General features: G+C 46.5%; 15 protein-coding genes. 5 read left to right on the top strand and 10 right to left on the bottom strand.

Features of this window, described 5'->3' with window-relative positions; all coding sequences use genetic code 11:
* Positions 1–187: 187 nt before the first annotated feature.
* Together hemE and QUB24_RS24185 are read right to left on the bottom strand one after the other, a co-directional pair.
* Positions 188–1252 carry a uroporphyrinogen decarboxylase gene (gene hemE, locus QUB24_RS24190; protein WP_333156056.1) on the bottom strand — a complete coding sequence of 355 codons (1065 nt, stop codon included), beginning with the start codon at positions 1250–1252 and terminating at the stop codon, positions 188–190.
* A 557-nt stretch (positions 1253–1809) separates the two neighbouring features.
* Positions 1810–2082 (bottom strand): hypothetical protein, encoded by a 273-nt coding sequence (locus tag QUB24_RS24185; RefSeq protein ID WP_333156055.1) that lies wholly within the window; start codon positions 2080–2082, stop codon positions 1810–1812.
* A gap of 59 nt (positions 2083–2141) precedes the next feature.
* On the opposite strand from QUB24_RS24185, the gene QUB24_RS24180 reads away from it, so the two are divergent.
* The 3 genes from QUB24_RS24180 to QUB24_RS24170 are packed head-to-tail and all read left to right on the top strand — an operon-like array spanning position 2142 to position 2996.
* On the top strand, positions 2142–2318 hold the full coding sequence (locus tag QUB24_RS24180; protein ID WP_333156054.1) for a hypothetical protein: 177 nt from the start codon (positions 2142–2144) through the stop codon (positions 2316–2318).
* Between the two features lie 43 nt (positions 2319–2361).
* Positions 2362–2634: a hypothetical protein gene (locus QUB24_RS24175; protein ID WP_333156053.1), complete on the top strand. Its 273-nt coding sequence runs from the start codon at positions 2362–2364 to the stop codon at positions 2632–2634.
* Positions 2631–2996, top strand: coding sequence for a clan AA aspartic protease (locus tag QUB24_RS24170; protein WP_333156052.1), 366 nt, complete (start codon positions 2631–2633; stop codon positions 2994–2996). The genes QUB24_RS24175 and QUB24_RS24170 overlap by 4 nt, the downstream gene beginning before the upstream one ends.
* A 30-nt stretch (positions 2997–3026) precedes the next feature.
* On the opposite strand, the gene QUB24_RS24165 is transcribed toward QUB24_RS24170, so the two are convergent.
* The 6 genes from QUB24_RS24165 to QUB24_RS24140 all read right to left on the bottom strand — a co-directional run bounded on the left by QUB24_RS24165 (position 3027) and on the right by QUB24_RS24140 (position 8701).
* A complete protein-coding gene (locus QUB24_RS24165; protein ID WP_333156050.1) occupies positions 3027–3236 on the bottom strand; it encodes a DUF433 domain-containing protein in 210 nt (69 codons plus the stop codon).
* A 162-nt stretch (positions 3237–3398) separates the two neighbouring features.
* On the bottom strand, positions 3399–4181 hold the full coding sequence (locus QUB24_RS24160) for a hypothetical protein (protein WP_333156049.1): 783 nt from the start codon (positions 4179–4181) through the stop codon (positions 3399–3401).
* Between the two features lie 165 nt (positions 4182–4346).
* Positions 4347–5276 (bottom strand): LD-carboxypeptidase, encoded by a 930-nt coding sequence (locus tag QUB24_RS24155; RefSeq protein WP_333156047.1) that lies wholly within the window; start codon positions 5274–5276, stop codon positions 4347–4349.
* Positions 5277–5497: 221 nt separating this feature from the next.
* Positions 5498–6259, bottom strand: coding sequence for a type I methionyl aminopeptidase (gene map / locus QUB24_RS24150; RefSeq protein ID WP_333156046.1), 762 nt, complete (start codon positions 6257–6259; stop codon positions 5498–5500).
* Between the two features lie 43 nt (positions 6260–6302).
* The gene (locus tag QUB24_RS24145; protein WP_333156044.1) at positions 6303–7379 is read right to left on the bottom strand and encodes a glycosyltransferase family 4 protein; all 1077 of its coding nucleotides are present in this window, start codon (positions 7377–7379) and stop codon (positions 6303–6305) included.
* Between the two features lie 128 nt (positions 7380–7507).
* Positions 7508–8701 carry a HEAT repeat domain-containing protein gene (locus QUB24_RS24140; protein WP_333156042.1) on the bottom strand — a complete coding sequence of 398 codons (1194 nt, stop codon included), beginning with the start codon at positions 8699–8701 and terminating at the stop codon, positions 7508–7510.
* 220 nt (positions 8702–8921) lie between these two features.
* On the opposite strand from QUB24_RS24140, the gene QUB24_RS24135 reads away from it, so the two are divergent.
* Entirely contained in the window at positions 8922–9047 is a 126-nt protein-coding gene (locus tag QUB24_RS24135) for a hypothetical protein (protein WP_333156040.1), read from the top strand.
* Between the two features lie 39 nt (positions 9048–9086).
* On the opposite strand, the gene QUB24_RS24130 is transcribed toward QUB24_RS24135, so the two are convergent.
* Entirely contained in the window at positions 9087–9269 is a 183-nt protein-coding gene (locus QUB24_RS24130) for a hypothetical protein (protein WP_333156039.1), read from the bottom strand.
* 338 nt (positions 9270–9607) lie between these two features.
* Between QUB24_RS24130 and QUB24_RS24125 the strand changes: the two genes are divergently transcribed.
* Positions 9608–11350 (top strand): CapA family protein, encoded by a 1743-nt coding sequence (locus QUB24_RS24125; RefSeq protein WP_333156037.1) that lies wholly within the window; start codon positions 9608–9610, stop codon positions 11348–11350.
* Between the two features lie 310 nt (positions 11351–11660).
* On the opposite strand, the gene QUB24_RS24120 is transcribed toward QUB24_RS24125, so the two are convergent.
* Complete coding sequence (locus QUB24_RS24120; protein ID WP_333156035.1) at positions 11661–12752, bottom strand: PfkB family carbohydrate kinase; 1092 nt, start codon at positions 12750–12752, stop codon at positions 11661–11663.
* Between the last annotated feature and the right edge of the window lie 186 nt (positions 12753–12938).

Genomic DNA, 12938 nt, shown 5'->3' with positions numbered 1-12938 from the left:
CTGGGGGCGGGTTTATTTAACCTGTCTGCACTCTTTAAAGCTATTGGTGAACCCGCCCCTACGGGATGTTTTATTGGCAAGGGTGCTCTTCGGTGAGTTAAAACCGACTGAAATATTAATCTTTAGTCCTCATAGCGAGGACTTTAGCTATGAGACAGGGGTTGAAACCCCTGTCGGATTGTCGGACTCAAGCAGCAACTGCAAGCAATTTGTCGGCTTGTTTTGCCGTTTCAAAGAAGAAACGCACGTTGTCTTCGGGAGTTCCCGGTAACACGCCGTGTCCCAAATTGAGGATGTGTCCGCGCGGGCCCGCTTTGCGAATTGTATCAAGAATTCGATCGCGAATAAACGGTTGAGAGCCAAACAACACACCAGGATCGAGATTTCCCTGAACGTTCATGTTGGGGCCCAAACGTTGCCGCGCATCGGCCATGTCAACTGTCCAATCGACGCTGATGATATCCGCGCCGGATGTTGTCATGCGTTCGAGGAGGCCGGCGCTACCGGTGACTAACAGAATTAGCGGTGTGTCGGGATGGGTTTTTTTGACTTGCTCGAACACCTGTTTCTGGTAAGGTAGAGCGAAGGTGTCGTAGTCCTGCGGGGACAGTTGGCCGGCCCAGGAGTCGAACATTTGCACGACTTGCGCGCCGCAGTCGATTTGATAGCGCACGTAAACGGCGATCGCATCTGCGAATTTCGACAGCAACTGATGTAGTAAAGTTGGATCGGAAAATGCCATGTTTTTGATGATGGCATAATCCTTAGAACCTTTGCCCTCAACGGCATAGGCCGCCAGCGTCCACGGCGCGCCCACAAAACCGAGCACGGTGGATTTGTTGCCGACTTCCTCGCGCAGGGATTTCAGGATTGTTTTGATAAACGGCAAACTTTCTTCCGGGTTCAGCGGTTGCAGCGCGTCGATTTGCTGCTGAGTGCGGATGGGTGCGTGGATAATCGGGCCTTTGCCTTCGGCGATGTCCATGTCGATGCCCAATCCGGGCATGGGGGTGACAATATCGGAAAACAGAATTACGCCGTCGGGTTGAAACGCGCGCCACGGCTGAAGGGAAACTTCGATCGCAACTTCGGGAATTTCGGAACGTTCGCGAAACGAGGGATACTTTTCTCGCAAATCTCGATAAGCCTTCATGTAGCGGCCGGCTTGACGCATCATCCACACGGGCGGGCGGTCTAGAGTTTCGCCGCGGGCTGCCCGCAACAACAAGGGAACTTCATTTAATGCCGACATCTTAACTTTTCTCTGATTTAGGTATTTTAATGCCTTTGGTAGCTTACCACTGTGCGATCGTCCTTTTTGATCGAAAATTCGGCGATCGGGCCGCATCAGCTATTGTCTGTCATTGCGAGGCCCGTTAGCGTAGCGATCCGAAGGAAAGCAATTGCGGGATCTGTTTTGTAGGGCTTCTGTTTTCTGGGCTGATGAACTAATTGGTAGAGCTTGATTTGCGATCGAACTGTGGTAGTTTGCGAGGGCATTGAAAAATCGCTGAAACGACGGTATTTCGTCGATGCCCTCGCAGCATTGCTGGGCAAGGGTTTCAGCGATTTTTTCTGCGGGGTTGAAGGAGTTTTGACGGATATTTTGGGAGGCCCTCGCAAATGGCCTCTGGACATCTTGCCCTGTATATGGTGTATGATGGAGGTCTCCCCACTCGCTGGGGAAACTAATTGAATGGAAACTCGCGTTGTAATGCGGTACACTTTAATAAGTTGTCAAGATTTGATAGATTCTTTGCTAGCTGATTTTACTGTACCTCATAACAACGGGAACCGCTGTAAAAGAGATTACTCCCTCCAGTCTGCGGTGATGGTGTATTCTAGTAAAAGTTTTTCTAAGTGCCTGAGTACCACATCAACTTGGTTTTTTTTTTCTTCGCTAAACGTTCCACTTACAGCAAGAAGGTTTTGGTAGCTTGGGATGTTGTAATAGGATGTTCCCTGTGAAAGAACATATAGGTGTTCGAGGATTCCTTTTATCTCTGCTGATTTGTTATGTTTGAAAGTACCTGTAATCATAAAACTTTGTACATGAACATCTTCCACGTTTACATCTTCCACGTTTTTGACCTCTTGTTATTGCCAATGATATAATCATAGAATACCATATTTCCCAAACCATGATAGCCAATAAAACCCAAAATTACATTTCTCCTGAAGAATATCTAGCAGCAGAGGAAATCAGCCCCACAAAACATGAATCTCCCCACTCGCTGGGGAAACTAATTGAATGGAAACAACAAAAAAGGTGGCTGATAGCCACCTTTTTCTTTGATCTACCCATGCCTAAGATATAATGAAGAAAGTTCTAGAAAGCAAAGTAGCGCTAGGAAGTTATTTATGCAAACCATCCTATTAAGTCACGAAGAAGTCGCAAAGCTTGCGAAGCAACTTTATGAAAGCAGCATCCGCGAAAAAGTAGAGTCAGAAAACAATATTGGCAAAATGGTGATTATCGACATTGAGACAGGTGACTACGAAGTTGACAAAAATGGCTTACAAGCAGCGCGAAGCCTGAGTAAAAAGCATCCAAACCCTAGGCTTTTTGGTATCCGAATCGGATACAATGTTGCAGCTTCCCTAGGCGGTGTTATGGAGCGTGTTAGCAAGTGATTTCTGGTATTGTAAATGACGGACACCCCACTGTTGCTGTGCAATTTCGTTTCCCAAATCGTCCAGACTTATCTATCGAGTTTGTAGTAGACACAGGATTTACCGATCAACTTTGTCTACCTTCAGAAGCAGTTGCTCTGTTAGGCTTACCATTTAAGTATGCTATGCCTGTTAACTTAGCTGATAATAGCGAAGTTACTTTGCCAGTACATGAAGCTATTATCCTCTGGAACGGGGAGGAGCGAGAAGTTCGGGTACTTGCGACAGGGCGGCGACCTTTGCTGGGAACGGCTTTGCTAGACGATCACGAACTTGTAGTGCAGTTCACAGAGGGCGGATTGGTGACGATTGAAGAGTTATAGTTGCCGATCGATCGGGTGCATCAGTTTGTATTATGTTGCTAGATTTTCCAACACTTTTATTGCCGGATTTTCCAAGTAAGAAAAATCCTGGATAAACTCAGCTAAACCCTCTTCCCCTTCCAAATAATCGAAAAATGTCTGTAACGGAACGCGAGTTCCTACAAATACGCTGACACCGCTCATTATTTCGGGATTTGAATGAATGATTCCTTTTTTTTCCAAAACTTCTTCAATGTTCATGTTTTTGATTTTTCAATAGATTGTGTTTTGTGAGATGCGGAAAATATGCGTTAGCTTGTATGATGTTGACTACTTTCTTAATGTCATAAACGGGCAAGATGCCCGTTCTACAATCAAGCAATTTTATTGTGCAACAGGCCGAAGAGCCTGTTGCATTCCACATTACCTCGTCACGCACACTCCGCCTACCACTACCCGACATTGATCTCGGCCCGCATCGAATCTACTATCATTCCGCCGCGCCGAGTCTAAATCTCTAGTCCGCGAATTGTAGTAATAATCTCCCGCCGGATACCTTCTATTCGGGACAGCGCAGTAAGTCGAGTCTTGATTTCGATCGTCAAACCTTACTCTCACCATAGAACGTCTCTCGCGACAATCAACAGACCGCAAGTCAAAATCATTTTGCAGAAGCTGTGCTCTGTCATATTGACCGTCATATTGATCGTCATTTCGCCTCGTGTACCAATCGTCCCGCGAATTGCGAGATTGTCTGCCGCCCCCATCAATTCCGGCAACTTCCAGCGTGTAGCTACCGCCTCTGGCAGCATCTTTTGCTAATACTAAAAGCTTGTAATCGCCACTACGGGGAATTTGATAATTAAAAGAACGGTCTTGCGTAAAAGCGACTTGTTTGTTGTTCCCGTAAAATAGCACCATGACGGGAGTAAAACCGCGACTTCTATCTGTATCTAAAAACACTTCAATGTTGTCGCCTTCCCTCGCGCTAAATGTGTATTCTTGGCCACGCAATTCTTCCGTCGGAGAACCCGGAACCCACATATTCCGAAAACGGTAGATGGGGGAAGTGCGGCGAATTACTCCGTCAATGCGATCGTTATTCTGTATCTGTTCGCCAACCGCACTTGAGGAAATCCCGGTAAGTGCCAATCCGGTAACTAGGACTGTGGCAGCAATACTGTTTAACAAGTTGTGTGCTTTCATCTCAACCTCTGGAAAAATTTAAAATCTTTTTGCTTTCTTGGCGCCGACATTTGCATACACAATCCATTTTAAATGTAATTTCTGCCAACCGTGTCAACCTCACCTAACGGGACTATTTAGCGGGTGCAAAATCTCATGTTAAAGTTACAGACGTTGAGTCCTAATCTAAAGTTGCGATCGATCGCCGCAAATCAGCAATCCTGAATCAGCGTCGAGACTCGCCATAATTCCCATCGGTAAAGCAGCGTTAACTCCCTCGTGCCCGAAGGGCAAATCCGAGACAATCGGAATATTCAAGTCCCCCAGCCGATCGCGCAAGACTTCTTCAATGCTAAAATTGGGAATACTCGGCTCAATCTCGCAACGACTGAAGCGCCCCAAAGCAATGCCCCGCACCCCAGCGAAAGCCCCCGCCATCCGCCACAAAGTCAGCATTCGATCGACCCTGTAAGGAGCCTCGGAAACATCCTCAAATGCGAGAATAACCCCGGTCAAATCCGGTTGATACGGGGTTCCGAGCAAATGAGAAGCAACCGTCAGATTCGCCGGAAACAGCCGCCCGGTGGCTTTTGAGCTGCCCCATCCTTTACCTTGCAAAGATTGTAAGGGACGACCTTCGATGCAGTCAAAAAGTCGATCGACAGACCAATCCGGTTCATCCGCCAAAGTTGTCAGCATCGGGCCGTGAACGCCCCAAACACCCAATTTAGCCTGATTCCACAGCAAAGCAGTAATATCGGAAAAGCCGATTAACCATTTCGGCGAATGGGAATCGGGAGTTGGAAACTGGGAATTTTCCGCCTTTCCCACTTTTCCTTTTTCCAAAAGTCGAGTGCTGCCGAAACCGCCACGAACACACAGAATACCGCGACAATCCGCGTCATTGAGGGCATCTGCCAACTGTCGGACGCGGTTTTCATCGGAACCTGCCAAATAGCCCCAGCGATCGTCAAAACCCGGTGTTAATTCAAGTCGATAGCCGCGGGATTTCCAAATTTCTACACCCTTTTCAAAGTTGGTTGATTCTCGCAAAGTGCCACTAGGGGCAATTACTTTGAGCAAATCTCCTGGTTGCAGAAATTTTATGTTAGTCATTAGTATTTTGATTGTTGACTGTTGACTGTTGACTGTTGGCTGTTGACTGTTAACCTTTGGCTTTTTTTAGTGAGTTAAGATAGGCATTAAGTTTTGGTGAAAGTTCATTTAATAAAGGATGCACTCGATCGATTTGTTCTTGAGTCAAAAGATTGCGAGCGATAGTTGATGGCAAACCATTGACTGTCAACCGTCAACGGTCAACGGTCAACAGTCAACAATTAAGGTAAAGTCAGAATTTCCACCCCAGAATCAGTCACAGCCAGAGTGTGCTCGAATTGAGCCGAAAGCTTTCCATCCTTGGTGATAGATGTCCAACCATCGGCGAGAATTTCCACTTCCCAAGTACCCTCATTAATCATCGGCTCGATCGTAAAAACCATGCCTTGTCTGAGCTTTTTTCCCGTGCCCCGCTTGCCGTAGTGCAAAATTTCCGGTTCAGTGTGAAAAACGCGGTGAACGCCGTGTCCCGCAAAATTTCGCACTACCGAAAAACCCTGTGCTTCAGCATATTCTTGAATCGCTGCACCGATGTCGCCGGTACGAGCACCGGGTTTAACTTCCGCAATTCCTCTTCTTAAACATTCCTCGGTTACTTCAACTAACTTTTTCGCTAGCGGTGAAGGTTTACCCACAAAAAAAGTTTTGGAAGTATCGCCATGATAACCATCAACTAAAGGGGTTACATCAATATTAATAATGTCACCTTCTTTAAGAATTTGTTTCGCATTGGGGATGCCGTGACAGACTACTTCATTGACGCTTGCACACAGAGATTTGGGAAATCCTTTATAGCCTAGGGGAGCGCTTTTTGCTCCGTGTTCCAAAGTCCAGCGTTCGGCTTCGTCGTTAATTTCTAAAGTGCTGACACCCGGTTTTACCATTGGTTCGAGATGCAGCAGAAGTTCGGCCGCTAAACGGCCGGCTTGGCGCATTTTTTCGATTTCTCTACTGGATAAAAGCACTAAACGTTCGGTTGCCATAGTTTTTTTCTGTTTTCTTTTTTGTGGTCAATTAAGAGTTTATTTAACTCAATTTGAGAATAGATTTGAACCAGTGTTCGCAACGATCGCCCAAAGCTTCCAAAGAATATTCTACCTCTGCTTGTCGCCGGCAAGCGCTGCGGTCAATTTGGTCTAAGCGGGCGATCGCACCTACCAAGCCATTTACGCTATCAGGCTGCACTAAAAAGCCCGTCAGTCCGTCTCTAACAATTTCCGCCGGCCCCCCGCGCTCGTAAGCAATCACGGGCACACCGCACGCTAAAGCCTCGATCGCGACATTTCCGAAAGCTTCCACCCAACGTGGTGTCATCAACAATGCTTGGCACTGACGGACTTGCTCTTGCATTTGGGTTGTTGTCAGAAACCCTAAATATTCTACCGGAGCATCCGGGTAATCTGCACAAATTTTTTGCCAATAATCCTCATCTTGCATTTTGCCCATAATTTTTAGGGGAATGCCTGTAATTTTCGCTGCCGCCACTGCATCTTCTACGCCTTTTTCCGGGGCGATGCGGCCTAGCCAAGCTAATTTAGACTGCGGTTTGTTGCAAAATTCGTACAGGGATAAATCAATGCCGCTTCCCAACAACTGACATTCATCGGCAAAGGCGAATGTTTTGGCTTGAGAAGCGGTGTGAACTCCGATCGTACCAGGAAACTGCACGGCGGTTTGTCCGGCCATGCGATCGAGGGCTGCGGAAAGGGAGCCCATGCTGATCAAATGTGCGATCGGAGTCCTAAAAAATGGTGTCAAATAAAACGGCAGCCAATCGTAGGCAAAATTAATAATGACATCCCATTCATCCTGAACTTGGCGAGCATATTCCCACATATTCGCCAGCACAGAATCTGCGGGCATCACAATAGGAGCATTGTAATCTTGTGTTTGGGCGGTTACTTGCAAATCACCTGTTATTTCGATTACAGGAATTGATTCCAAGACTGAACCTACTGGTGCTACAACTGCTATTTTATGACCGCGACTCTGCAATTCTTTAGCAATGTTAAGGACTGTAAGTTCGACACCGCCGCCCAACCCCGAACCGAGTTGACCGACCGAAGTTGACAGGAACAATAGTTTTAAAGGGTTATTAGTCATTAGTCATTAGTCATTAGTCATTAGTCATTAGTCATTAGTCATTAGTCACTAATTCTAACATAATCTAAGTTATAAATTCTCCACTCTAAAATTTAAAATCTCAAATCACTTGAAAATTGTTAGACTTATCAATCCCTCCCAGAACGCGGACGGATGCGATTCAACTGATTGATGGCCCAGCGAGCAGTTTCCTGAACTTCGGGATCTGGATCGTCCGTCGCACGGTGCAACAAGTAACTGATTTGATTCACCAATTCGTAAATCCGCGTCAAGTCGCGAATGGCATTTTTACGCACTTCGGGATTTTCATTTTGCAGCGAAATTGACCACGCATTATTCATGGGTTTGAGCGTGCGAATGCCAATTTCCGAGAGACTTGCCAAAATTAAACTGTACTGCTTGGAGTCGGAATTTGCTAGCAAATCGAGCAACGGCTCAACTGCTCTGGAATCTCCCCGCTGGCCTAGTTCCCAAATTGCTTTGCCCCTCTTTGCCGGATTTAGCTGCTGCAAATCTTCAATCAGTGCTTCAATAATATCAACTTTAGGTCTACCATCCGTTTCGGGAAGGGCAATACCTTTCTTCTTCGCTAGGGAATCGGTTGGATTAGTTGTTTCGGGAATGTTGAAACCTGTGTGGCTGTACCCATTGCTGTGAGTTTCCAAGGGCGAGGTGTCGGAATTAATTCGATCGCCCTCGACTGCTGCATCCTGGGATTCTGGTTCCCCGGATTCCAGGATAAACGGTAAAGGTTGATCGCTGCTCTCGATACTGTAGTTTTTTGGCAAACCAAAAGGGTAGGGCAAGGCTGACAGCGATTCTCCTCCCGAAGAATTCTCTTGCGGTCTACTTTGGTGCGAGTTTGTAGGAGAATCGGGATTAGTGAATGGAGAGTTTCTTTGGTGGTGGCGCTCAAATCTTCCCCGTCTTCGCTTAGGATAATTTGACTCGTCACTGCTAACTAATTTGAGCATGATAAATACTGCCGCGGCCGTGACGACAACTGCTGCCAAACCCAACATTAAGAACCCCCGCTGACGAGACAAAATGACGATCAAATTGGATACCGATTTCGGGATCTTAGAATTAGATTTGGACGTTTTGGACGGCTGAGATTTGTTTTTATCGGGCGCTGGAGAGGGTTTTGGAGGCTTGGAATCCTGGCGATCGTCCGGGGGAGAGTTCGCCTGAGCAATTTCTTGGGAAACAGCACGCGCAGAGGCATTGAGTACCTGATGCCCTCCGTCGGCACTTGGACTGAACGCAGCGCCCAGACAGGCAATGCAGGTAAAGAAACATACAAAGGAGCGGTAGTGCGCCATAAGACTCAATCCGGGTTTTGAGAGGCAACGCCGCATGACGAGCTTTAGTTTAACCTTGAGTTAGCTCGATCCTAGCTGCTATGGGCTTAACTAACTTACAAATAGCACCAGACTAGCGAAAAACCCTGGTTTGAGAGGGCACCGAGCCAGATCTTATAAGCACAATTGTGTCATTGACGTGCAACTCCTTTAAATAATTAGTTTAAAACGAACAACTACATTGGCGGCTACGACTTTAGCAGTGGCATCCCGAAAGTTGATTGCAGCTAATCTCACCTACGTGCAGTGTGCAGTGCAGGCCCAGCAGCGCAGCACTGCGGGGGCGCTAGCAGACGATCGCGGCTAGCTGTCGATTTCTTACTAATAGCGTGGCATGACCCAAAGTTTAACAAGCTTCCGAGCCGACAGGTCGATCGTTTTTGTGTGAATTTGGGCCCAAGTGGGACAGGAGGATTGGCACTGATAACGATAAACCGGGTTTTTTCGTTAATTCTTCGCTGCTAAACCGCATATTTTCCGTACATTCCAGGACGCACTCTCGATCGAAGAAACCGGGTTTTTTTACCAAAAATGCTGTAAGAAAGAGAGCGCTGATTTGACCAATGTTAATTTCAAGGGGGGGAATTATGGCGGATAGAAGTGTTTGGGCGATCGACTAAGATAACCGTTAGGAAATATTGTAGTCAGCTAGCAAGCGCCAAAAATCATACTATCTTGTAAAAGTAGGGTCTGATTTAGTTAGGAGCTATAGTGAGAGCGAGAAGACCCTTTCACGCAGGCGTTCTCTGTCAACGTTCTGTTTATTTGTACCCACTTACTTAAGTTAAATCAATCGGTATTTAATGCTGTGCCACCAAATTTGATATAAGATCGAGCTAAATTTCTAGTGTGAGAGTAGAGGCGTTTGTGAGCCAACAAGATATTTTAAATTTAGCAAAAGAAGGCGATGCCAGGGCGATCGCATTTCTGATCGGCCAAGCACTCCAAAGCTTCGGCGTCACGGCTAAAGCCAGCCGGGAAAATGACACCCTGCACCTGCTGCTGGAAGCAGAACATTTACCCGCAGAAGAAGCCTGTCTCCGAGTCGCAGTCAAAGGGTTGCAGCGGCTGCAACCAAATAACCTTTACTCAGTGACAGTTTACGGGCGGCGCGGCGGCGAGCAACTGCCCGCTTGGACTCAGACAGTAGAATTAAAAAAACGCTTGACTTCCGCACCCGTGAGTCCGTTAGTTGCCGTGAATGCAGCAGTAGCTGCGAGTGCAGCAGTAGCCGCTAGTGTAGCCGCTTCTCCCATTCCTGTGACTTTGCCCAAGCTAGAAACAACTCCAAATGTCACAACGGCGCCCCCTCAAACACCAGAAAAATCTCCGCCCCAACCCCCTAAAATCCCAACTCCAAAACCCCCAAACCAAAGGCAGCAAAAGCCATCGCCGCAGCCAGAATTAGCAGGCACTAAAACTAAAAAATCAGGGCTGTCAGTCGGTGCTTTGAGTCTAATTCTCGTACCGATATCCGGCTTTGTGCTGGCTTCTCAACTTTACAAATCCTCACCCACCGCTACTAATAACCCTCTAACGTCAAAGCCTGCGGTACAAGAAGTGAGATCAACACCCGCAGCCAAACCCCTTCCCGATCCAAAACCGCCCTCCCCTGCTGCCACAAAACCTGCCATTGTGCCCGCCACTGTCAGCATCAAAGCAGTTGGTGACATGATCCCCGGCACAAATTATCCCTACAACAAACTGCCGGCCAAAAAAGAGATGTTATTAGAGTCGGTAAAACCGTACCTCAAAGGAGCTGATATTCTGTTTGGCAATTTTGAAAGCACGATGACCGATTATCCTTACAGTTCCAAAGCAGGTGGCGGACGAATGCTGTTTGCCTTTCGGACGCCTCCGAGTTATGCCAAAATTTTCAAAGATGTTGGTTTTGATATTTTGAGTATTGCCAACAATCACTCTTACGATTTTAACGAGCAAGGATTTAAGGACACGATTAAAAACATCGACAGCAACGGCATGAAGGCTGTTGGCAAAAGAGATCAAATTGTTTATCAAAATGTCAAGGGCGTGAATTTTGCCTTTATCGGTTTCAGCAACTACGGCGACGTTCACAATTCCTTGCTGGAACTGAAAGCGGGAGCCGAAGTTGTCAAAAAAGCTAAGGAAAATGCTGATATTGTAGTGATATCAGTTCATGCTGGAGCTGAAGGAACGGGAGCTATCAATGTGAGAAATAAAACTGAAATTTTTTACGGAGAAAACCGGGGAAATATGGTTTTGTTTTCGCGGACGATGATTGATGCGGGAGCAGATTTGATTTTGGGACACGGCCCGCACGTTCCCCGAGCGATGGAACTTTATAAAGGGAAATTGGTTGCTTATTCCCTGGGAAATTTTTTGGGTTATCGCACTTTGTCCACAGCAGGAGCACTCGGTCAATCTCTAATTTTGGATGTGAAAATGACTCCGAAAGGGGATTTTGTTTCTGGTAAGATTATCCCCGTCCAACTTGACGGGCGAGGTGTGCCGGCTGTTGATAACAAATTTAGGACTGTGGGGTTGATTAACCGTTTGACAAAGAGCGATTTTCCCAATAGCGGTTTGACAATTGATGACAAGGGGCAAATTTTGAAAAAGAGTAAGTAGTCGTTAGTCATTAGTCATTAGTCATTAACTGGTTCCCCGGCTCTGCCTGGGAACCGATATCCAGAGGCTCTGCCTCGAAAAGCGATGGGAAAATTGGAGGCTGAGCCTCCGGATCTGCGTTACCAGGCAGAGCCTGGGAACAAGTAATAATCAATAAACCATTACAACTGATTGGGAGCATCTCACTTTTGCAGTTAAGCTAGAAATTGGAGTTTTAAGGCAGGAGGCAGGAGGCAGGAGGCAGGAGGAAAGAGGAAGAAGGAAGGAGCCAAAAGAAGTGTTTTTACAAATATGAGATGCTCCCAACTGATTAGTGATCGATCATCGTTTTCAAAGCTTCTTTCATCTCCTCTACAGTTGTTGTCGCCGTACCGAATTGACGCACGACAATACTAGCCGCCAAATTTCCCAAAACTGCCGCTTCCCAACCGGATGCACCGACGCACAAAGCTAAAGTCATTGCTGCTACGACTGTATCTCCAGCACCGGTTACGTCGAATACATCAGTCTTGTTAAAAGGGGGAATGTCCCAACTTTGAATGGCAAATTCCCCCTTTTCACAAATAGATGTTGGAGGGGGTGAATTGTTGATTTCTTCGCCGTTCGCCCTTTCAAACAAAGTCATCCCTTCTTCGCCGCGAGTAATCAGGATTTTTTGAGCTTGAGTTAAGTTCAACAAATCGCGTCCTGCTTGCATTAAAGTTTGAGGGTTTTTGATAGCATATCCCACTGCTTGCTCGGCTTCTGGCAAGTTCGGGGTAAATAACATTGCTCCAGAATATCGCTGCAAATTTGTTTGACAGTCTACAATTGTTTTGCCGGGAACCACTGCCGATTCGATCGCCAAATTTGTCAAAACTCCGTCGCCGTAGTCGGAACAAACCACTGCATCTACTGTCGGTATTTGCTGCCGGATGTAGTCTGACAATTGCAATTGCAAATCTAAATCCGGCAACTCGTCCGATTTGCGATCGACTCTGACAATTTGCTGAGTCACCGACTGCCGCGCGTGCCCGGAAATTCGAGTTTTGGTGACTGTTGGACGCTGCGAATCGATTAAAATCCCACCCGTATCAATTCCCGCCGCCTCAAAAATACCGCACAAAGCCTTTCCCTGGTCGTCTTTTCCCACCAAACCAGCAACTTTTACTTTGCCTCCCAGTTTGGCTAAATTATAGACAGCATTTGCGCCACCTCCGGGTACTTGCTGAGTATTTTCGTAGCGCAAAATCAACACAGGTGCTTCGCGGGAAATTCGCTCTACTTGTCCGGTAAGAAACTCGTCCAAGGTCAAATCTCCGATCGCTAATACCTGCGCTCGATCGAAGCAGTCTAATCTTTTCAATAATTGCTCTGTTGAGGCACGCAGTTGAGGCAAAAAATCGGAATAGTCGTTAGTCATTAACCAAAAAAATGAGACTGAGGAGTTAATAATTGAGTGTGGAACGAGCGGGAATTAAAAATCCTAATATTAATTAATAATTAATTTCCTCCATTGTTTTATTTTTAACTTTTAATTGATTTTCTCACTGGGATTTTGATAAACCAGTTGCAGGCTATTGGCGATCGCACTCGCTCAAACAATTTG

The sequence above is a fragment of the Microcoleus sp. B9-D4 genome (assembly GCF_036705105.1).
GTDB lineage: Bacteria > Cyanobacteriota > Cyanobacteriia > Cyanobacteriales > Microcoleaceae > Microcoleus.
This window is presented reverse-complemented; position numbering and strand designations above follow the sequence as displayed.

What these genes read in the sequence shown, in the direction of transcription:
- hemE (WP_333156056.1), bottom strand. Translation starts at nt 1,252, where the DNA reads ATGTCGGCATTAAATGAAGTTCCCTTGTTGTTGCGGGCAGCCCGCGGC.
- QUB24_RS24180 (WP_333156054.1), top strand. Translation starts at nt 2,142, where the DNA reads ATGATAGCCAATAAAACCCAAAATTACATTTCTCCTGAAGAATATCTA.
- QUB24_RS24175 (WP_333156053.1), top strand. Translation starts at nt 2,362, where the DNA reads ATGCAAACCATCCTATTAAGTCACGAAGAAGTCGCAAAGCTTGCGAAG.
- QUB24_RS24165 (WP_333156050.1), bottom strand. Translation starts at nt 3,236, where the DNA reads ATGAACATTGAAGAAGTTTTGGAAAAAAAAGGAATCATTCATTCAAAT.
- QUB24_RS24160 (WP_333156049.1), bottom strand. Translation starts at nt 4,181, where the DNA reads ATGAAAGCACACAACTTGTTAAACAGTATTGCTGCCACAGTCCTAGTT.
- QUB24_RS24155 (WP_333156047.1), bottom strand. Translation starts at nt 5,276, where the DNA reads ATGACTAACATAAAATTTCTGCAACCAGGAGATTTGCTCAAAGTAATT.
- map (WP_333156046.1), bottom strand. Translation starts at nt 6,259, where the DNA reads ATGGCAACCGAACGTTTAGTGCTTTTATCCAGTAGAGAAATCGAAAAA.
- QUB24_RS24145 (WP_333156044.1), bottom strand. Translation starts at nt 7,379, where the DNA reads ATGACTAATAACCCTTTAAAACTATTGTTCCTGTCAACTTCGGTCGGT.
- QUB24_RS24140 (WP_333156042.1), bottom strand. Translation starts at nt 8,701, where the DNA reads ATGGCGCACTACCGCTCCTTTGTATGTTTCTTTACCTGCATTGCCTGT.
- QUB24_RS24120 (WP_333156035.1), bottom strand. Translation starts at nt 12,752, where the DNA reads ATGACTAACGACTATTCCGATTTTTTGCCTCAACTGCGTGCCTCAACA.